Source organism: Salicola sp. AFF1, assembly GCF_056783195.1.
This window is the reverse complement of the sequence record NZ_JBXAYL010000015.1, coordinates 49574-67369: the sequence shown is the minus strand read 5'-3', so window position 1 is coordinate 67369 and position 17796 is coordinate 49574. Positions and strand designations below refer to the sequence as shown.

Sequence of the window (17796 nt, the reverse complement as noted above, 5' to 3'; positions counted from 1 at the left end):
ACTCCTGAATGTGTCACCAATCCGACCCGCCGTCCGGCCGTTCGTTTTCAATCTCCGCCAGCAGCCGCTGCTCCTCGGCGGTCAATTCCCGTTCGCGGAGCAGTTCGGGGCGTCTCATCAGGGTCCGCCACAATGACTGTTTCAGCCGCCACTGCCGGATCCGTTCGTGATCCCCGCCAAGCAGGACTTCCGGAACCCTGCGTCCGCGATGTTCTTCCGGGCGCGTGTAATGCGGGCAATCCAGCAGGCCGTCCGCGAATGAATCCTCTACCGCGGACTGGCTGTGCCCGAGAACCCCGGGAATCTGGCGGACCACTGCATCCACCAGCACCATGGCCGCAAGCTCGCCGCCACTGAGCACGTAGTCGCCGATGGAGATTTCCTCGTCCACCCGCGATTCCAGAACGCGCTCATCAATCCCTTCATAACGCCCGGAAATCAGCACCAGACCGGACGCCGCTGCCAGGGACTCAACCTTCGCCTGATCAAGAACCCGCCCCTGGGGCGACAGGCAGATCACTTTCGCCCCCTCACCGACCCGTGCCACCGCCTCATCAATGGCGGCTTCCAGCGGTTCGGCCTTCATCACCATCCCGGGACCTCCCCCATAGGGACGGTCGTCGACCGTACGGTGCCGGTCATGGGTAAAGGTCCGGGGATTGATGCAGTCCAGCACCAGCTGTCCTTCGGAAACCGCCCGGCCGGTCACCCCATAATCGGTGATCGCCCGGAACATTTCCGGGAAAATACTGATCGCTGCAACCTGCAACCCGAGCGCCTCTTGCCTGTCCCGTAACCAGTCATCCGGCACGCGGGCCGTTCTCAGAACTCTGGGTCCCAGTCAGCCTCAAGGATCCCGCCCTCAAGGTTCACTTCCCGGATAATCTCATCCGGCAGAAAGGGGATCAGCCGCTCCCTGCCATCCGTGCTGGCCGCGTCAGCACGCACCACCAGCACGTCATTGGACCCAGTCTCGATCAGATGGTCCACCACTCCCAGGTCGCGCCCCTCGTCAGCAGTGCGAACCCGCAGCCCCTGGAGCTGATACCAGTAGTACTCACCCTCTTCCAGGGCTGGCAGCTCACTGGTTTCAAACCGGATATCGAGACCACAGAGTCCGGCCGCCTGGTCCCTGTCCTCAATGCCTTCAAGCTTGGCAATCAGTGTCTTGCCATGAGGCTTGCCGGTCACCAGACGGACCCTACGCTCCCCTCGGGAGGAGGCACGCCCATCCACGAGCGTCCAATTGGGATACTGGAAGATGTTATCCAGAGGCTCAGTGTAGGAATACACCTTCACCCAGCCCTTCACCCCGTAAACCGAGGTAATCTGCCCCAGTATGGTTTCCCCGACCCCCATGGGCACGACTCCCTTACTCGGAAGCCGCCTCTTTCAGCAGGCTGCTTACCCGCTCAGTGGGCTGTGCTCCCTGGTCGATCCAGTACTGGGCACGCTCGGTGTCGAGTCGAAGACGCTCTTCATTACCGCGCGCCACTGGATTGAAGAAGCCCAGCCGTTCGATGTAGCGGCCATCACGGGGCTGACGGCTGTCGGTAACCTGGACGTGGTAGAACGGGCGCTTTTTGGCGCCGCCTCGTGTTAAACGGATTGTTACCATCTCAGCGACTGTCCTGTTGCGTTGAAATAATCAGTTCAGGCAAGCCTGTGCATGCGAACCGGCTGCCACGGGCTCGATTCCACCCGTGCGAAAGGGCTGACATTCTACTGTAAAACGCCGCCCCTGAAAAGCATTGATCAGAGAACGTCAGCGTCGCCCTCCCATAGGGGGCATACCACCGCCTCCCATGCCGCCAGGGCCACCCTGGCCGCCGGGGCCGCCCTGGCCCATCATACCCTGCATGCCGCGCATCATGTTCTCCATGCCGCCTTTCTTGCCCATTTTCTTCATCATCTTCTGCATCTGCTTATGCTGCTTGAGCAGACGGTTGACCTCCTGCATCTGGACACCTGAACCGGCGGCGATACGGCGCTTGCGGGAACTGCTGATGACATCGGGGTAGCGGCGCTCATGCGGGGTCATGGAAGAAATGATGGCTTCCATTCGCCCCATGGACTTGTCGTTGACCTGTTTTTCGGCCATCTCCTGGTATTGGCCCATACCGGGCATCTTCTCCAGCATGGCGCCCATGCCGCCCATCTTCTTCATCTGCTGGAGCTGGTCCCGGAAGTCTTCAAGATCAAACTTCTTCCCTTTCTTGATCTTCTTGGTGAGCTTCTGGGCCTTTTTCTGGTCAACCTTCTGCTCGGCATCCTCGATGAGCGACAGCACGTCACCCATTCCCAGAATGCGCGAGGCGATCCGGTCCGGGTGGAACACCTCCAGAGCGTCATTCTTCTCGCCCACACCCATGAACTTGATGGGCCGGCCCGTAATATGGCGCACGGACAATGCCGCACCACCACGCGCATCGCCGTCCGCCTTGGTGAGAATAACGCCACTGAGCGGCAGCGCGTCACTGAACGCCTTGGCAGTATTGGCCGCGTCCTGGCCGCTCATGGCATCCACCACGAACAGCGTTTCGTTGGGCTGAACAGCCTTATTCAGACGCCCGATCTCGTCCATCATGTCGTTGTCGACGTGCAGGCGGCCTGCGGTGTCGACAATCACCACGTCGATGAAGCGCCGCCGAGCCTCGTCCACGGCATTGTTGGCGATCGTGACCGGGTCCTGGTCGGTGCTGCTGGGATAGAAGGTGGCATCCACCTCACCGGCCAGGGTCTCAAGCTGGTTGATCGCCGCCGGGCGATAGACGTCGGCGCTGACCACCAGCACCGACTTCTTCTCCCGCTCCTTCAGGTAACGCGCCAGCTTGGCGACACTCGTGGTCTTGCCCGCCCCCTGAAGGCCGGCCATCATGATGACCGCTGGCGGCTTACCCTCAAGCTGCAAGGGCTCGGCAGCCCCCATAACGGCTTCCAGCTCGGACTGGACGAGCTTGATGAAGGCCTGGCCCGGCGTCAGGCTGCGCATCACCTCCTGGCCCAGCGCCTTCTGCCGAACATTGTCGACGAAGGCCTTGACCACCGGCAGCGCTACGTCCGCCTCAAGCAGCGCCATGCGCACTTCGCGCAGGGTTTCACTGATGTTGTTCTCGGTCAGCTTCGCCTGGCCGGAGATCTTGCGAAGGCTCCCTGAGAGCCGATCGGACAGATTATCAAACATGGACGCCCGCAATTGTCGGTTGATGTTTAACGCCATTATAACCAGACTGAGCGTCTGGAGACGAACCGGAGCCGGTCATACCAATACACATGGGCACGACCATCATCGCCTTCACCGCTGTCATCCTCTACGGTGCGGGAACATTACTGCAGGCACTGCGGATCCGCTCGGGCAATCAACGCGCCGGCTGGCTGGCCCAGCTTACCGGCGTGCTCGCCATCGCCGCCCATCTGAGCTTTGCCCTGCGCTTCATGGTGCTGGACGGCGGCATCAACCTGTCGGTGCTAGTCGCCGGGACAACCATTGCGGCCCTTCTGGCAGCACTGGTGCTGATCCTCTCATTACGCTACCCGGTACAGCCGCTGCTTCTCATCGTCTATCCCGTTGCCCTGCTCAGCATTCTGACCAAGATCATTTTCTATACAGGGCCCCGGCTCATCGACAACTCCAATGTCGGGGTGCTGCTGCATGTCAGCCTGGCGATCACCGCCTTCAGCCTGTTGGCGTTAGCCGCCATCCAGGCGATCCTGCTGTACTTGCAACACCATCACCTCAAAGCCCATCACAACGGGTTACTGGTGCGCGCCCTTCCCCCACTGGAAACCATGGAGGCTCTCCTTTTCGGACTCATCCATACCGGGGTTGCCATTCTCACGCTGGCCATCATTACCGGCGCCATTTTCGTTCAGGATCTGTTTGGGCAGCACCTGGTCCACAAGACGGTTTTCACACTGCTCGCCTGGCTGGTATTCGCGGCGCTGATCCTCGGCCACCAGATCCGCGGCTGGCGGGGGGCTGTTGCCAGCCGCTGGACACTGGCAGGCTGCATCCTGCTGACTCTGGGCTACTTCGGCAGTCGCCTGGTCATCGACGTCATCCTGTGACGACCACTGGATAACAGCAGGCCATCAACCTTGAGTAATGAAGCCTCGCTAACAACCCTCGGCGCTGTTCTGGTCCTCCTGATCATCCTTTCGGCGTTCTTCTCGAGCTCCGAAACCGGCATGATGGCGCTGAACCGCTACCGGCTCAGGCACCTGAGCAAGACCGGTCACCGTGGTGCCCGGCGCGCGGACAGACTGCTGGCGCGTACGGACCAGCTGATCGGCGTCATCCTGATCGGCAACAACTTCGTCAACATCCTCGCCTCGGCAATCGCCACACTGATCGCGGTGCGCATCTGGGGCGATGCCGGCGTGGCGATTGCCACCATTGGCCTGACCATCATCATCCTGATTTTCTCAGAAGTCACCCCCAAAACACTGGCGGCCCTCTACCCTGAGAAGATCGCCTTCCCGGCCTCCCACGCCCTGGGCCCGCTGCTGAAACTGCTTTACCCGATGGTCTGGGTCCTCAACCTGATCACCAACAACCTGCTGAGGCTCATCGGTGTACGCCTGGAAGGCCAGCAGGGCAGTGATCACCTGAGCCGGGAGGAACTGCGCACCCTGGTGAACGAATCCGGCTCCATGCTCCCTGGGCGCCACCAGGACATGCTCCTGAGCATCCTGGATCTGGAAAAGGTGACGGTGAATGACATCATGGTGCCCCGCAATGAAATCGTGGGCATCGACCTGGATGACCCGATGGACGAGATACTTCGGGTCATACGCAGCAGCCAGCATACACGCCTTCCGGTTTACCGGAACGACATCAATAACACCGTAGGCATTCTGCACCTGCGCAACGTCAGCCGGCTCCTCCACAGCGATGACATCAACAAGGCGGTTCTGATGCAGATCTGCCGGGAACCCTATTTCATTCCGGAAAGCACCCCACTGCATACCCAGCTGTTCAACTTCCAGAAAGAACGCCGCCGCATCGGCATCGTGGTGGACGAATACGGAGATGTGCTCGGCATTGCCACGCTTGAGGACATTCTGGAGGAGATTGTGGGCGAGTTTACCACTGATTTTGCGGCCAGCAGCAGCCAGGACATCCTGCCCCAGAGCGACGGCACCACGATCGTTGACGGCACCACCCCGATCCGGAGCCTGAACCGTGCTCTAGAGCTGGACCTGCCCACCGACGGCCCCAAGACTCTCAACGGCTTGATTACGGATTACCTGGAATCCATTCCTGAAAGCAACCTGTGCGTGAAACTGCATGGTATGCGACTGGAAACCCTCCAGATCAAGGACAACGTTATCCGCACCGTCCGACTCCACCCAGCCGAGACCGCCACAACATCGCAGCCCGATCATGCCCCGCTGAAGCGATAACGCTTTTGTGATTCTCCTGGAATGTTTGTACACTAAATGGACAACTCCTGCCCTAGAGCACTGAGGCAGTCAGCGGGAGCCCGCCATGAGGGAAGACCCCGGCATCCGTACCACGTCTTCGGATCAGGCCCGGCCTGACAGCTGCACACTACCGGAGGAGCTCCTCCTGGTCCGCGACACGGTAGTGCCCGGTCTGATGAATTTGCTCAGAGGCACACTGGATGCCACGGATGACACCCTTTTCGAGCTGGCCAACGATGCCCGCAGTAACAGCGATTACAACCGCTGTTTCGAAACAATGCGCGAGCTGCGCCTCAAACGTAAAAACATCGAGAACCAGTTCCTCCAGGCACTGGTTCACCTGTTCCTGGTACCGCCCCGCAGTAATGCCGGCGAAACGGCCAAGCCCGGGCGCCGTCTGGAGGCCGATTCGCCATGCTCGGCCAATCACAACACCCTTGAAGAACAGGTCACCCTGAATGCCATGATCACCCGCGCCGCAGTGAGCGAGCAGACCCTCCTGCTCCAGCTGCAGACCCGGTTTTCGGCCCTTTACCCGGATTCTGGCACCGCCCACCCAGTCAACCCGCTAGCCCCAGAACACCTGTGCCGAGCCTTCCAGCAGGCCTGCTCCGAACTGGCCATCCAGGTCCGGGAGCGGCTGCTGCTGCTCAGGCATTTTGACCGCTACGTTCTGACGAGCCTGGGCATTATGCTGGACGAAGCCAACCGGATCCTGCACCCCTACTTCCGGTGCCCAAGCGCCGGCCTCCCCCACCCACCCTCTACCCAACCCGAAACCGAAGGGGTAGACACTGCCCGCCAGACGGACACCCAAGCCAGGGCGGACACCGATTCAGACCCGTTGAACATGGAATCGCTGCTGTCCGGTTATCGCCGCTACAGCAGCGATGTCATGGACCACACCTCCCGGGAAGCTGTCCATATCCTCTCCCACCAGGAGCTGGACGCTTTGCTTGCAACCATCCCTTCCAGATGGGCTGGCATCGACCTCCTCTACAGTGCCCCGGATCCCCCGGGCCTGCGCAGCATGGTCGGGGAGCTGCTGGCGCGCCGCTGCGAAACGCTGGGCAAGCGGGCTACCTTGACTCCCAAGGACGAGGACCTGGTCAACCTGGTTTCGCTACTGTTCGAATCCATTCTCAATGACCACAACCTGCCGGATCCTCTCCGTGCGCTGCTCAGCCGGCTTCAGGCGCCCATTCTCAAGGTGGCCCTGCGGGATCCTGCCTTTTTCAGCGCCCCCTCACACCCGGCACGAAAACTTCTCGACACCCTGGGCCACGCCGGCATTGGCTGGAGCAGCCACGAGGAAGTGAAGCGGGACCGTCTGTACAGCGGCATCCACAAGACGGTGGCACGCCTTCTAGCGGAATACGACAGTGACCCAGCCCTCTTTGAGGCCCTTTATGGGGAATTCGAGGCGCTGCTGGAAGACGAGAATCGCAAGGCCGCGCTGGTGGAACAACGGACCCGCGAAGCCGAACGGGGGCGAATCAAGACGCGCAAAGCACAGGAAGCAGTGGAGCAGACACTGGCGCAACGGCTGGCGGGCCACGAAATCCCCGAAGGCATCCAACAACTCCTGGTCCAGGGCTGGAGCCGGGTCATGTGGCTGGCCTATCTGCGGGACGATACCGAGTACCCATGGGAACACGCCCTAGGGACTGTCGACGATCTGCTGTGGTGCCTGCATCCTGGGCCGCCCTACGATGAACGCAAGCCCTGGGTACGCCAGGCTCCCGCGTTGGTCAGGACAATCCAGTCGGGCCTGGAGGCTGTTGCCTACCCTCCTCGCCAGCTTGAAGTGGGCATGGTCAATCTCAGGCACCAACTGGCGCTGGCTTTCCAGAAACAGGCCACCACGGCAACAAGCGAGGCAGGCGCCATGCCCCTTGAAGAATCCCCGAGGCGAACAGCCTCCGCCCCTGGCCTAGCGTGTAATGACGCCATCATCGCCCAACATTACGAAACCCTGGAGACCCTCAATGTCGGCGACTGGGTGGCGTTTTACCTTGTCAACGGGGCCCACTTCCGCTGTAAGCTCTCTGCCGTTATCGAAGATGCCGACTGTTTTGTGTTCGTGAACCGGATGGGCCTTAAAGTGGTGACCAAGAGCCGTGATGAGCTGGCCCATGCGTTGCGGTGTGGCGAACTCGTCCTGCTTGAGGAGGTCGCCATCGTCGAGCACGCCCTAAGTGGCATCGTAAGACGCTTGAGCCGTAAGGCCAGCTGAGATGGATGAGAAACGGCCCCGGAGTACATGAGCGACCCCTTCAACCAACAGACCGCGTACCCCTTGTTACTGGCCCTATCGGTAGCCTTCTGCCTGCATGTGGTCGTGGCCACGCTGGCCAATGCATGGGTATCGCTGCCGGTGCCCAACACCCGGCCGCCAACGGTTAGCGTCCGCATTGCTCCTGCCACTGGTTCCGTACAGACCACACCGGTCAAGTCCTCAACGAAGGCGGCACAGCAGAAGGTGCCAGCTCAAGACACGACTGAAACCAGGGCCCCCAAGGCAGAAGCGGTTACCGCTGGCGACCAGCAAAGGACGCCCAAAGCCACCACCTCGCCCACCAACGCCCAACAGACACCAGAAACCGCTCAGGCTAACCGCAACGAGCAAACGGACACCACCTCGCCGGAAGACAACGCCACCACGAGCGAAACCAGCTCCCCCGTTTCCAGCCAGAACCCAGAGGTGCCAATCACCCGGCTCAGCCAGAACGACAATCGCCAGCGCTCGGCCTACGAAATCACGCTTTGGGAACGGATCGCGCAGGCGGTGGCCTACACACCACTACTCAAAGAACTGGGAACGCCTCATGAGGTTGTCCTGGAGTTGAGACTGATGCGCAATGGCGCCCTGCGGCGCGCAAAGGTGACAACCTCCTCCGGTATCCCGGATCTGGACGAGGTAGCCCGGGAAGCCGCGCTGGCGGCAACGCCCTTTCCGGATCCGCCGGAAGGGCGGCGCCGTTTCAGCGTCCGGCTCCTTTTCGAGCCGGTCCAGCCGGACTAGACTCAGGCGCTGGAATCGTCCTCGGTTGCCTCGGCAGCGCTATCAACCACCTCCTGGAGCTCACCACTTTCGTGCATCTCCAGAATGATGTCGCAGCCGCCAACCAGCTCACCATTAACATAGAGCTGGGGATAAGTCGGCCAGTTGGAATAGGTCTTGAGAGCCTCGCGCAGCTCGTCGTTATCGAGGATATTCACATAGGCAAAGCGCTGCCCGCAGGCCATCAAAGCCTGAACGGTCTTGGCGGAAAACCCGCACTGCGGTGCCTGTGGCGTCCCCTTCATAAACAGCAGAATGGGGTTGTCGCTGATCTGTTGCTTGATGGTGTCGTTAATGTCCATGGATCCTCCAGCTAACGGACGCTGATCTTACCGGTGCCTATTCTACAGAACACACTGATACCTGACCATTATACTTGGGTATTCGCTGGCACTGGCCGCGGCATCATGCCCGCGCTCTCCCGTTTGCCAGCCCACGCGTTTAACGCTAGTATTGGTCCTTTACAGAGGCAGCTTTGAAGGCTGCCTTTTTTGTTTCAGTGAGGCCCTCTGCCATGGCGAACCAGCCATTGCTCAACACTTATGGTCGCCTGCCCGTGGTCTTTGAACACGGCCGCGGGATGTGGCTCTATGATACCGAGGGCCAGCGTTACCTGGATACCTTCACCGGCATTGCGGTATGTGGTCTGGGCCACAGCCATCCAACCGTGGCGCGGGCCATCAGCCAGCAGGCGGAACGACTGACCCACTGTTCCAACCTTTTCCACTGCAAACTGCAACAGGAACTGGCACACCGTGTGTGTGATCTCACCGGCATGGACGGCGCTTTCTTTGCCAACTCCGGTGCCGAGGTCAACGAAACCGCCATCAAGCTGGCACGCCAGTACGGACACCAACGGGGGGTAACCGATCCCAGCATCATCGTCATGGAAAATGCTTTCCATGGCCGGACCCTGGCCACCCTGACCGCCACCGGCCACCGGCGGGTCCAGGCCGGCTTCGAGCCCCTGGTCCATGGCTTTGCCCGCGCCCCGTTTGATGATCTGGAAGCGGTGGAAACCATAGCCGAGACCAACCACAACGTGGTCGCCGTTCTGGTTGAGCCCATCCAGGGGGAAGGCGGAGTGGCCATCCCGGCCCAGGACTACCTGCCGGGACTCAGCCGCATTTGCGAGCGCCACAACTGGCTGCTGATGCTGGACGAGGTCCAGACCGGCAACGCCCGCACTGGCACCTATCTGGCCTGCCATCAGGCTGGCATTGAGCCGGATGTGGTGACGCTTGCCAAGGGCTTTGGCAACGGTTACCCGGTTGGCGCCTGTCTGGCCCGGGGCGCTGCGGCAGAGGTTTTCAGCCCGGGCAGTCACGGCTCAACCTTCGGCGGCAACCCTCTGGGCTGCGCGGCGGCCCTGGCTGTTCTGGATGTTATTGAACAGGACGCGCTCGCCGAGCGCGCACGCGTTCTGGGCCAACGCATGCTTGAACGCTTCCGGGAGCACCTGGAGGGCGCCGACTACATTCACGCCATTCGCGGTCGAGGGCTGATGCTGGCCATCGAGCTTACCGATCCCTGTTCGGAGCTGGTCCTGCTGGCCAAGGTCCAGGGGATCCTGCTCAACATCACCCGGGAACGGGTGATCCGGCTTCTGCCGCCACTGACCATGACTGATGACGAAGCGGATTACATGGCGGATCAGGTCATCCGGATCATCAAGCTGTACGCGGCTGATGACCGGGACCGTCCGCGCCAGTAACGCTGCCTGCCACAAAAGGGAACGACAGCATGAACGTCCGACATTTTCTGACACTGCTGGATCTGGACACCAATGAACTGACACGTGTACTGGACCATGCCTCGGATCTGCGCCGGGAACGCAACCAGGGCATTACCCGCGACAGTCTGCACAACCGATCACTGGGCATGATCTTCGAAAAGTCCTCCACACGGACGCGCGTCTCGTTTGAAGCGGGCATGACCCAACTCGGTGGCGGCGCCATCTTCCTCTCACCCCGCGATACCCAGCTGGGCCGTGGCGAACCCGTGGAAGACAGTGCCCGCGTGATCTCAAGCATGGTGGATGCGGTCATGATCCGCACCTTCAGCCACGAAATGCTTGAGCGTTTTGCCGCCTTCTCCCAGACACCGGTCATCAACGCCCTGACCGACGATTTCCACCCCTGCCAGCTGCTCGCGGACATGCAGACGTGGCGCGAGCACCGCGGCTCCATACAGGGCGCGAAAGTCGTCTGGGTGGGCGACGGCAACAACATGTGCAATTCCTACATCAACGCCGCGCTGCAGTTCGACTTCGAGCTGGTGATCGCCTGTCCCGAGGGCTATGAGCCCAATACCAGCCTGGTCGCCGCCAACCAGGACCGGGTACGGATCGTAAACGACCCGGAAGAGGCGGTGCGCGATGCCAACCTGGTGGCCACCGACGTCTGGGCCTCCATGGGCCAGGAAGAAGAACAGCAGCAACGACTCAGCGACTTCAGCCGCTACCAGGTCTCACCGGAACTGATGGAAAGGGCCGACCGGGATGCCTTGTTCATGCATTGCCTCCCGGCCCATCGAGGCGAGGAAATCTCGGAGCACATGCTGGAACACCGCAGCAGCGTGGTCTGGGATGAAGCCGAAAACCGGCTGCACGCCCAGAAAGCGCTGCTTGAGGGCCTGGTCCTGGGGCTTGAGCGTCTCGACTGAGACGCTTCAGCGCGAACGCGTTACCCTTTCCACCGCATCCAGCCAGCCCTGGTAGGCGTGCTCACGAACCGCCGGGGCCATGGCCGGCTCAAACCGTCGCTCCGCCTGCCAGCGTTGCCGGATGCGGTCGAGCCCATCATAAACCCCGGTCTGAAGCCCGGCCAGGCAAGCCGCTCCAAGAGCTGTGGTTTCCGTAATCACGGGCCGATCCACGGCCACATTGAGCATATCGGCCAGGAACTGCATCAACCAGTTGTTGACCACCATACCCCCATCAACGCGCAGCTCCTCAAGCGGCGCCCCACAGTTCTGGATGGCCCGGACCAGATCCTTGGTCTGGTAGCACACGGACTGCAGGCCAGCAGTAACGATGTCATCGATACCCGTATCACGGGTCAGGCCGAGGATGGCTCCCCGGGCGTGTGGATCCCAGTAGGGCGCCCCCAGCCCGGTAAATGCGGGTACCAGATAGACGGGATTCTCCACCCCTACGGACTCGGCCATGGCCTCACATTCCGACGCACTGTCAATGAGCCGGAGGCCATCCCGGAGCCACTGGATGGCCGCACCCGCCACAAAGATGCTGCCTTCCATGGCATAGGTGACCTGCCCCTCCAGCCGGTAACCCACGGTCGTCAGCAGCCGGTTCTCGGAACGGATGGCCTCGCCGCCGGTGTTCAGCATCAGGAAGCAACCAGTGCCGTAAGTGCTCTTGGCCATGCCACGCTCAAAACAGGTCTGGCCGAACAGCGATGCCTGCTGGTCACCCGCAATGCCGCCCACGGTAACCGCCGCCCCCAGGATCGACGGCTCCGTACGCCCGAAGTCCGAGGCACTGTCCTGGACTTGTGGCAACAGTGAGGCGGGAATCCGGAACAATTCCAGAAGCCGCTCATCCCACTGCTGTTCATGGATGTTGAACAGGGCGGTACGCGACGCATTGGTGGCATCGGTGGCATGCACGCGACCATTGGTAAGCTTCCAGAGAATCCAGGTGTCGATGGTGCCGAATGCCAGCTCCCCGCGCTCGGCCCGTGCCCGGGCGCCATCCACGTTATCCAGGACCCAGCCCAGCTTGGTCGCCGAGAAATAGGGATCCATGAGCAGACCGGTACGCTCCACCAGCGTGGTTTCCCATCCCTCACGCTTGAGGGCCTCGCACTGGGGCGTGGTGCGACGGTCCTGCCAGACAATGGCCCGGTGAATGGGCTCGCCCGTGGTCCTGTCCCAGACGATCGTGGTTTCACGCTGGTTGGTGATGCCAATACCAGCCACTTCGCGAGCGCTGATACCTTCCTGGCGCAGCACCTCCAGACAGGCCTGACGGGTTGTATCCCAGATTTCGTCCGGATCATGCTCCACCCAGCCATCCCCCGGGTAGAACTGGCGGAACTCATGCTGGGCAACCTGACGGGGCCGGCCATCCTCACCAAACAGAATGGCCCGAGAACTGGTGGTACCCTGATCAATGGCGAGTAGGCGGGTCATGACGGCTCCTCCGTTCGCGTACCGGCGTCTCCATGTTGATCCCTCGGCTGGCGGCGGGGCCAGACGAGCGTAAAGCAGGCGCCGCCCAGCTGCTGCGAGCGCCCCACGAACGCCTGCCCGCCATGCCAGTACAGAATGCGCCGGACGATGGACAGTCCCAGGCCATAACCACCAGAGCTGCGGGTACGGCTGTCATCAAGCCGGGCGAAAGCGGTAAAGACTTTGTCCCAGTCTTCCTCCGGTATACCCTGACCATCATCCTGCACATCAATGCGAACGGTCTGGTCATCGAAGTGACATGCCACCAGCACCCTGGCACTGGCATAACGCGTGGCGTTCCCCACTAGATTCTGGATCGCGCGGTGAATGTAGCGTGGCTCCGCATCCGCCTCGGAAAAGGCACGGGCATCGTCCGGTATAGCCACCTCAATCCGCAGTTCGGGACGCATGCCCTGCTGTTCCTCAACCACTTGCTCCACCGTCTCGGCGATATCCAGCCGCTGGACCGTCATCACGGGTCCGCCCTGCTCCAGCCGGGCGTAAGTCAGAATCTCGTCAATGAGTTCGTCCAGTTCCTGAATATCACGGTCAATGGCGCCAAGCTGGGACCGCAACATATCCGGGTCTTCACAGTCCTCAATCATTTGCACCCCGAAGCGGATACGGGCCACGGGCGTACGCAACTCATGGGACACCCCGTGGATCATCTCGCTCTGGACGCTGACCAGCCGCTGGATGTGATCCGCCATGCGATTGAAGGCAGCGGCCAGACGTCCGCCCATCGAGTCGCCCCCATCACTGACCCGCGCATCCAGTTCCCCCCGGGCGATACGGGACACCGCGCCCTCGATACTGCAAAGACGCCGGTGCAGGTCGACCAGCAAGTAATACACCACGCCCCCCAGAACCGCCGCCACCAAGCCGGCAAGCACCAGTGCCAGGGGCCAGGACCAGTAACGAAAAGGGGGAGGGTGGGTCACCGAAACCAGGGTCCCATCAGACAGTGCTGCATAGGTTTCCGCAGCCTCGCGGAGCTGCGGCTGATGGTAGACAACCGCGTCATTGGCAATGCGTTCAAGAGCGGACCCTTGGGGGAGCTGCGCATTCTCGAGCGGCGTCACAGTAACGCCCAACGCCGCCCCGGCCGCCCTGGCATCCCCATTCCAGTAACGGTCAGCCACCAGCACCAGCGTCCGGGCGGTCAGCTCCGCCACATGCCGGTAGGGGTCCTCAGCACGCAGTTGCAGAACCCCCGCCTCTGGCGCCAGGCGATAGAAATAGACGGCATCGCCCCGGCGCTGAGCAAGGACCTGGCCGTACTCAAGACGTTCCTGCGCCACATCGCCCAGGGCCACGGCCTGGCGGGGCAGCAGGCGCAGCTTTGACGATGAGGTGCGGGCGTTCACAGGTGCCACCACCCGAGGATGCTCGGCCAGCCAATCCAGAAGCGGCGCCGGGTAATGCTCAAGAAACGCCTGCTCCCGCACCCCGTTGATGGTCACCACCAGCAAGGACCCCACCAGGGTGACGCCAAGCGCCACCAGGATCAGGGCGGCGTAAACGCGAAAGTAGTAACGCCTCAGCGACATCGATGCCTAGACGTCGCGAACGAAGAGGTAACCCTTGCTCCGCACCGTCTTGATACGACGTGGGTGCACCGGGTCATCCCCGATCTTCGGCCGGATCCGCGACACACGAACATCAATGGAGCGATCCTGGCCGTCATATTCGATGCCTCTCAGGGAGGTGAAGATCTCTTCCCGGCTGAGCACGCGCCCGGCGTTACTGGCAAGCAACCACAGGAGGTCAAACTCGGCGCTGGTGAGATCGATGCTCTCGTCATCAAGCCAAGCCTCACGCATGGAGTGATCAACCACCAGGTTATTGAAGACCAGCCGCTCCGGACCATCCTCCGTTCCGGTCTGTGGGGCTGCCCCGACCTGCGCCGCCGGTTCACTGATACGGCGAAGCAGGGCGCGGATCCGGGCCAACAGAACCCGGGGGCGCACCGGTTTGGACATATAGTCGTCCGCCCCCATTTCCAGCCCCAGCACCTGGTCCAGGTCATCCGTGCGAGCTGTCAGCATCAGAATGGGCCCATTGTAGAACGGGCGAACGCGGCGACAGATGGCCAGGCCATCCTCCCCGGGGAGCATCAGGTCGAGAACGACCAGGTCTGGGACTTCATCCCGTATCCGCTCCACCGCGCGAGCCCCATTGGTTTCAAGCGAAACCACCAGCCCGTTCTTTTCCAGAAAATCCCGGGTCAGCTCCGCCAGCCGCTCATCGTCCTCGACGATCAGAACACGCGAGGCTTCACTGGTCTGTTCCACGGCATCCGTCTCGTTCGTTGTTGTTTCCATTGTTAGTCCTGTCGCAGGATTGAGGCGCAGGGGCCGGGTCGTACGTCAAACATTGTGTAACACAAGTATACACACTGATGGCGAGTTTGCATGTGAGCGCCGTCCTCAGGCCAATGGTTCACCCGCCTCGACCTCCTCCGGGGTTGCATCCCTGGCTTCCAGGATCTCCAGGTCAAAATAGAGCGTGATACCGGCCAATGGGTGATTGGCGTCCACCAGCACCTGTTCATCCTCGAAGCCAACCACTTTGACCACCTGAGCATTGTCGCCCGAATCCGTCTGGAACTTCATGCCCTCCTCAAGCTTTTCAACCCCCTGGAACATGCTCCGTGGCATCCTGCGAACCAGCTCGGGCTGGTGCTCGCCATAGGCCATGGAAGGTGGAATCGTCACCTCCAGACACTCCCCCGGCTCGCGCCCTTCCACGGCCCGTTCGACGCCCTCAATCATGTGCCCGCAGCCACTGACAAAATGCAGCGGCTCCGCACCGGCGGAGCTGTCCACAACCTCGCCGTCCCGGTTCTTGAGTTGATACGCCAGTCGATAAACCCGTTGTTCCGCCATGCTGTTGTGCATCCTCCTGTATTCGGTCATTGCGTGCGGGTCACGCCGATGACCCGCAGTGCGTGTAATACCAGTCTCTGCTCCAGCCGTTCGCGCCATCCCACTGGCTCGCTCAGGCTCATGCGTTCCAGCGCACTGCGCTCCATCGGCGAAGGGGCATGCTGTCGCAGCGCTCGCCAGAGCACCGCCAGCAGCCCACGCCTTGAGCCAGTGGCATTGCGAAGCCACTGCAGAGCCTGGACCAGTCCCTGCTCCACCTCGGTGAACTCTGTACCGAAGGGGAAGGATGGAAAGAGCTGATGATGCGCCCGCAGCGGTGCAATTGCCGCTTCAAGACGCTGTGGGTAATTGTTGCGGTGCGCCTTTGGGATTTTCCAGTCCCTGGGAATCTTGCCGGCTTTTTTCGCCTCGCGCATAAGCTCGTTCTGGAAGCGCGAATCCGCGATACAGATCAACCGCTGGTACACTTGCGAGTCCGGCTTCCCGAGCACGTCCGCCACCCCGTACTCCGTCACCACAATATCGCGCAGGTGGCGAGGAATGGTGCAGTGGCCATAGTTGAAGCGGATATTGGACTCTGGACGACCGCCGCTCATGCGCGTGGCCCTCAGCGTCAGAATGGACCGTCCCTCGGGCAGTTCATGCGCCATGGCCACAAAGTTGTACTGACCGCCCACACCACTGACCACGCGGCCATCCTCAAGGCCATCGGAGACAGCGGCTCCGTTCAGAGTCTGCATCATCACCGAGTTGATGAACCGTCCCCGGCGGCGCTGCGCCGTCTTGAGCGCCTGATCCCCCAAAGGATCGTCATAGAGATGGTTCACAAAGCCCACACTCGTCATGCTGAGACGCGAACGATCCGCCTCACTCAGCTCCCGCAGGCCCTGGTAGAAACGTTCCGGTCCCAGGAAGAAGCTCCCGTGCATCACCACGCCCCCGGCCATCTCCTTATTGAGCGCGTACTGCTCAATCAGGGTCCGCGCCTGCTCGTCCCCGAGATCCGGGCGCACCGCCTCCTCTCCCAGGCTCAGGCGCCCACCCTTGAGCTCGCAGGTCTCACTGAAGAAGCCGAAACGCACCAGCCACTGCACGTCACGCGCCTTCAGGACGGTCTCGATGCAGCCCGCCTCACAGAGCCGATCCAGAGCGGTTATGTCCAGGGGTTCCCGGATGGTGCCCTCATCCAGCAGTTGTTGCAGTGTGCGGTCGGCCACCACCCGGCGCTTGAGGACGCCCGCCTGGTACAGGTGCAGGAAGCCTTCGACCATCATTTCACTGCAGCCGTAGAGCCCTTCCTCGAAGCGCCCGGTACCACCAACCGCCGCCATCTCCGGGAATCGGGAATGGGCGTCAAGACGGCGGGCCAATTCATTGAAGAGGCCATTGTCTCTGTGGCGGAACAGAATGTTGTAGACCACCGCCGACCCCAGAGCGCCGATGCCCACCTGGAGCGTGCCGCCGTCGCGCACCAGATTGGCGGCATAGAAACCGATCAGGTAATCAGCGGTTTCCACCGGCATATCCGGCACCGGGAACAGGCGCATGGAGGGATTGTTGGGCTCCAGTACCAGGTCGAAGGTGTCACGATCCACCGCCGCGTCATGACCGAACCAGGGAAGTTCCGGGTTGAGTTCACCGGCAATCACAACCGTGTCGCCTGAGTCGCGCTGCTGCTGGAGTTTCGGCAGGATCTCAAGGGTCAGGTCCGGGTTACAGCTCAGGCTGACCTGGCGCCCCTCCGCATCTGGTGCCACCATCTGCCCCACGGCGTTGACCCCCATAGCCAGCAGGTCACGCACCGCATGGGTGTAGTTGGTCATCACGACACGCTGCTGCTGGTCAGGGTTTCCCAGACGGCTGCCAGCCCTCAGAAAGAACTCCGTGACCGTTACGTTATCCGGCAGCGTCCCCCGGCTGACCGCGCTTGCGTATTCCAGCTCCGGCACCCCCTCATAGACCCGCTCCACAAAGGGCTCCATCAGCCGTTTCTGCAGGGCGCTGCCTGAACGCGGTTTTTCGAGCGACAGCGCCGTCATGATGTGAAGCTGGATGGCCGGTTCGTCACAGGCACGCCGATAGAGCGCGTTGATCAGGTGGACCGGTTTACCCAGCCCCAGCGGCAACGCAATCCGGATATCGCCATCCAGGCGGCGGATCAATTCCTCGGCACACCGCTCAGCCTGGCGAAAATGGCTGCTTGCGCCTTCTTCGCTCATGGGCAGC

At 61.6% G+C, this 17796-nt stretch carries 16 protein-coding genes; 6 read left to right on the top strand and 10 right to left on the bottom strand.

Annotation, left to right across the window (positions count from 1 at the left end):
* Positions 1–13: 13 nt before the first annotated feature.
* From trmD to ffh, 4 genes are all read right to left on the bottom strand, one after another.
* Positions 14–769, bottom strand: a complete 756-nt coding sequence (trmD, locus tag AC1RQI_RS11365; RefSeq protein ID WP_416635695.1) for a tRNA (guanosine(37)-N1)-methyltransferase TrmD — start codon at positions 767–769, stop codon at positions 14–16.
* 53 nt (positions 770–822) lie between these two features.
* Entirely contained in the window at positions 823–1359 is a 537-nt protein-coding gene (gene rimM / locus AC1RQI_RS11360; RefSeq protein ID WP_481904869.1) for a ribosome maturation factor RimM, read from the bottom strand.
* Positions 1360–1372: 13 nt separating this feature from the next.
* Positions 1373–1618, bottom strand: coding sequence for a 30S ribosomal protein S16 (gene rpsP, locus AC1RQI_RS11355; RefSeq protein ID WP_416634027.1), 246 nt, complete (start codon positions 1616–1618; stop codon positions 1373–1375).
* Positions 1619–1765: 147 nt separating this feature from the next.
* Positions 1766–3184 carry a signal recognition particle protein gene (ffh, locus tag AC1RQI_RS11350; protein WP_481904868.1) on the bottom strand — a complete coding sequence of 473 codons (1419 nt, stop codon included), beginning with the start codon at positions 3182–3184 and terminating at the stop codon, positions 1766–1768.
* Positions 3185–3273: 89 nt separating this feature from the next.
* On the opposite strand from ffh, the gene AC1RQI_RS11345 reads away from it, so the two are divergent.
* The 4 genes from AC1RQI_RS11345 to AC1RQI_RS11330 all read left to right on the top strand — a co-directional run bounded on the left by AC1RQI_RS11345 (position 3274) and on the right by AC1RQI_RS11330 (position 8452).
* The gene (locus tag AC1RQI_RS11345) at positions 3274–4068 is read left to right on the top strand and encodes a cytochrome C assembly family protein (RefSeq protein ID WP_416634025.1); all 795 of its coding nucleotides are present in this window, start codon (positions 3274–3276) and stop codon (positions 4066–4068) included.
* 30 nt (positions 4069–4098) lie between these two features.
* Positions 4099–5406 (top strand): HlyC/CorC family transporter, encoded by a 1308-nt coding sequence (locus AC1RQI_RS11340; RefSeq protein ID WP_481904867.1) that lies wholly within the window; start codon positions 4099–4101, stop codon positions 5404–5406.
* Positions 5407–5491: 85 nt separating this feature from the next.
* Positions 5492–7663 carry a DUF1631 domain-containing protein gene (locus AC1RQI_RS11335; RefSeq protein ID WP_481904866.1) on the top strand — a complete coding sequence of 724 codons (2172 nt, stop codon included), beginning with the start codon at positions 5492–5494 and terminating at the stop codon, positions 7661–7663.
* A 27-nt stretch (positions 7664–7690) separates the two neighbouring features.
* Entirely contained in the window at positions 7691–8452 is a 762-nt protein-coding gene (locus AC1RQI_RS11330) for an energy transducer TonB family protein (protein ID WP_481904865.1), read from the top strand.
* Between the two features lie 2 nt (positions 8453–8454).
* Here the strand turns inward: AC1RQI_RS11330 and grxD are convergent, their stop codons facing one another.
* Positions 8455–8793 carry a Grx4 family monothiol glutaredoxin gene (gene grxD / locus AC1RQI_RS11325; protein ID WP_481904864.1) on the bottom strand — a complete coding sequence of 113 codons (339 nt, stop codon included), beginning with the start codon at positions 8791–8793 and terminating at the stop codon, positions 8455–8457.
* Between the two features lie 212 nt (positions 8794–9005).
* On the opposite strand from grxD, the gene AC1RQI_RS11320 reads away from it, so the two are divergent.
* Together AC1RQI_RS11320 and argF are read left to right on the top strand one after the other, a co-directional pair.
* Positions 9006–10205 (top strand): acetylornithine/succinylornithine family transaminase, encoded by a 1200-nt coding sequence (locus tag AC1RQI_RS11320; protein ID WP_481904863.1) that lies wholly within the window; start codon positions 9006–9008, stop codon positions 10203–10205.
* A 29-nt stretch (positions 10206–10234) separates the two neighbouring features.
* Positions 10235–11155: an ornithine carbamoyltransferase gene (gene argF / locus AC1RQI_RS11315; RefSeq protein WP_416634019.1), complete on the top strand. Its 921-nt coding sequence runs from the start codon at positions 10235–10237 to the stop codon at positions 11153–11155.
* 6 nt (positions 11156–11161) lie between these two features.
* Here the strand turns inward: argF and glpK are convergent, their stop codons facing one another.
* From glpK to AC1RQI_RS11290, 5 genes are all read right to left on the bottom strand, one after another.
* The gene (glpK, locus tag AC1RQI_RS11310; protein WP_481904862.1) at positions 11162–12643 is read right to left on the bottom strand and encodes a glycerol kinase GlpK; all 1482 of its coding nucleotides are present in this window, start codon (positions 12641–12643) and stop codon (positions 11162–11164) included.
* A complete protein-coding gene (locus AC1RQI_RS11305; protein WP_481904861.1) occupies positions 12640–14232 on the bottom strand; it encodes an ATP-binding protein in 1593 nt (530 codons plus the stop codon). The genes glpK and AC1RQI_RS11305 overlap by 4 nt, the downstream gene beginning before the upstream one ends.
* Before the next feature lie 6 nt (positions 14233–14238).
* On the bottom strand, positions 14239–15006 hold the full coding sequence (locus AC1RQI_RS11300) for a response regulator (protein WP_416634016.1): 768 nt from the start codon (positions 15004–15006) through the stop codon (positions 14239–14241).
* A gap of 105 nt (positions 15007–15111) precedes the next feature.
* The gene (locus tag AC1RQI_RS11295; protein ID WP_481904860.1) at positions 15112–15570 is read right to left on the bottom strand and encodes an FKBP-type peptidyl-prolyl cis-trans isomerase; all 459 of its coding nucleotides are present in this window, start codon (positions 15568–15570) and stop codon (positions 15112–15114) included.
* 26 nt (positions 15571–15596) lie between these two features.
* Complete coding sequence (locus tag AC1RQI_RS11290) at positions 15597–17789, bottom strand: acetyl-CoA hydrolase/transferase C-terminal domain-containing protein (RefSeq protein ID WP_481904859.1); 2193 nt, start codon at positions 17787–17789, stop codon at positions 15597–15599.
* Between the last annotated feature and the right edge of the window lie 7 nt (positions 17790–17796).

Bases quoted from the DNA above. Each gene is read 5' to 3' on its own strand.
- AC1RQI_RS11290 (WP_481904859.1), bottom strand. From the start codon at position 17,789: ATGAGCGAAGAAGGCGCAAGCAGCCATTTTCGCCAGGCTGAGCGGTGT.
- AC1RQI_RS11335 (WP_481904866.1), top strand. From the start codon at position 5,492: ATGAGGGAAGACCCCGGCATCCGTACCACGTCTTCGGATCAGGCCCGG.
- argF (WP_416634019.1), top strand. From the start codon at position 10,235: ATGAACGTCCGACATTTTCTGACACTGCTGGATCTGGACACCAATGAA.
- AC1RQI_RS11295 (WP_481904860.1), bottom strand. From the start codon at position 15,570: ATGGCGGAACAACGGGTTTATCGACTGGCGTATCAACTCAAGAACCGG.
- ffh (WP_481904868.1), bottom strand. From the start codon at position 3,184: ATGTTTGATAATCTGTCCGATCGGCTCTCAGGGAGCCTTCGCAAGATC.
- AC1RQI_RS11305 (WP_481904861.1), bottom strand. From the start codon at position 14,232: ATGTCGCTGAGGCGTTACTACTTTCGCGTTTACGCCGCCCTGATCCTG.
- rimM (WP_481904869.1), bottom strand. From the start codon at position 1,359: ATGGGGGTCGGGGAAACCATACTGGGGCAGATTACCTCGGTTTACGGG.
- AC1RQI_RS11330 (WP_481904865.1), top strand. From the start codon at position 7,691: ATGAGCGACCCCTTCAACCAACAGACCGCGTACCCCTTGTTACTGGCC.
- glpK (WP_481904862.1), bottom strand. From the start codon at position 12,643: ATGACCCGCCTACTCGCCATTGATCAGGGTACCACCAGTTCTCGGGCC.
- rpsP (WP_416634027.1), bottom strand. From the start codon at position 1,618: ATGGTAACAATCCGTTTAACACGAGGCGGCGCCAAAAAGCGCCCGTTC.
- grxD (WP_481904864.1), bottom strand. From the start codon at position 8,793: ATGGACATTAACGACACCATCAAGCAACAGATCAGCGACAACCCCATT.
- AC1RQI_RS11320 (WP_481904863.1), top strand. From the start codon at position 9,006: ATGGCGAACCAGCCATTGCTCAACACTTATGGTCGCCTGCCCGTGGTC.
- AC1RQI_RS11300 (WP_416634016.1), bottom strand. From the start codon at position 15,006: ATGGAAACAACAACGAACGAGACGGATGCCGTGGAACAGACCAGTGAA.
- AC1RQI_RS11345 (WP_416634025.1), top strand. From the start codon at position 3,274: ATGGGCACGACCATCATCGCCTTCACCGCTGTCATCCTCTACGGTGCG.